Source organism: Variovorax sp. WDL1 (assembly GCF_001541225.1).
Taxonomy (GTDB): domain Bacteria; phylum Pseudomonadota; class Gammaproteobacteria; order Burkholderiales; family Burkholderiaceae_C; genus Variovorax.
In genome coordinates this window covers 1-1,695 of record NZ_LMTS01000263.1, presented here as the reverse complement: position 1 = coordinate 1,695, position 1,695 = coordinate 1, and the positions used below count along the sequence as shown (strand labels likewise).

Below are 1,695 nucleotides of genomic sequence, written 5' to 3'. Positions count from 1 at the left end.
GCGAGGCGATCAAGGACGCGCATCGCGCGTGGCTGCGCTTCCAGGAGATCGGGGTGGAACTCGCGGCGGACAACCGCGAGCGGTTCTTGCGCTTGCTGCGGCGCGAGAAGGAACAGGCCAAGGCGCAGCGGGCCCGGGCGCGCAAGAAGGCCTGAAGTGATTGAACTGTGCCGCCGACAACTCGATCTGGCCGAGGGCCTGATTGATGAGGAGGTCGCCGACTTGTGGGAAGACTGGATGCGCCACGTCGATCAGGTGCTTGACGACCCGCAACTGCTCGACGTGGTGTACACGGCGCTGGCTGAGCGCTGGCCCAACAGCCGCACGCGTGGGCGCAAGGGCACCCCGGCGGAGGTCGTGGTGCGCCTGCTGGTGTTGAAGCACATGCGCAACTGGAGCTACGCGGTGGTCGAGCGCGAGGTGCGTGCCAACCTGGTGTATCGCCAGTTCACGCGCGTGGGCGCGCAGAAGGTTCCCGACGCCAAGACGCTGGGCAAGCTCGGCGTCGCGTTGGGCCCGCAGATCATCGAGAAGATCCACCAGCGCGTGGTCGCCATCGCGCAGGAAAAGCAGATCGTCCACGGCCGCAGGATGCGCGTCGATACCACCGTCGTGGAGACCGACATCCACTATCCGACTGACAGTACGCTGCTGGGCGACGGGGTGCGGGTGCTGACGCGCGCGATGAAGAAGATCGGGGAACTCGCCGGTGCGGTGGGCACCAAGCTGCGCGACCGCACGAGGAGCGTGCGCCATTGCCTGATCAACATCGGGCGCGCCAGCCGCAGCCGCGTCAAGCAGGGCAAGGAACGCATGCAGCAGAGCTACGCCACGCTACTGTCCATCACGGGGCGCGTGCTGGGGCAGGCCAAGCGCTTCGTGCAGGAGGTGGCAAGCGGCGTCAAGCGCAGCGCTTGCATCCTGAGGCAAGCGGGCATAGAAGCCGAGCGGAAGTATTTGCAGACCATGATCCCGCGCGTCCAACAGGTCATGAGACAGACGCGCGAGCGCATCTTCAAGGGCAATCCGCACTCGAGCGGCAAGCTCGTGAGCTTGTTCGAAGCCCACACCGAGATCATCCGCAAAGGCAAGGCCTCCAAGCCCACAGAGTTCGGCAAGATGGTCAAGATCCAGGAAGCCGAACAGCAGATCGTCACGCACTACGAGGTCTACGACGAGCGTCCCAGCGACTCGGACTTGTTGGTCCCCGCGCTCGATGTCCATGAGCAGCAATTCGGACGCCCGCCCCGCTTGGTCGCGGCCGACGCTGGATTCTTCTCGGCACACAACGAAGCCGCCGCCCACGCCCGGGGGGTCAAACGCGTCTCGATTCCCAACCGCTCCACCAAGAGCGCCGAACGCAAGAAGCACCAGAAGCTGCGATGGTTCCGCAATGGCCAGAAGTGGCGCACCGGAGCCGAAGGCCGCATCAGTCTCTTGAAGAGACGCCACGGGCTCAATCGAAGTCGTTACAAGGGGCTGTCGGGCATGGGGCGCTGGGTGGGGCTCGGCGTCATTGCCGACAATCTGATCAATATCGGCCTCGCTCTCGCAGCTTCAGCCAAGCGCTGAGGCCCGTTCCCTCTTCCTTCCCAACGTAGCGAAACCAAAGCCGCCGCTCACGGCGGCTTTGCCATTTCTACTCTCGCCGCCTTGAATCTCAAAACGGCATTTTTGCGCCGGAAAGTAGCTAGG

The 1,695-nt window shown here is 64.3% G+C and carries 1 protein-coding gene; it reads left to right on the top strand.

Going from position 1 to position 1,695, the window contains the following annotated elements:
* Window positions 1-165: 165 nt before the first annotated feature.
* Window positions 166-1,572 (top strand): ISNCY family transposase, encoded by a 1,407-nt coding sequence (locus tag APY03_RS32835; RefSeq protein WP_083944718.1) that lies wholly within the window; start codon window positions 166-168, stop codon window positions 1,570-1,572.
* Window positions 1,573-1,695: the final 123 nt, after the last annotated feature.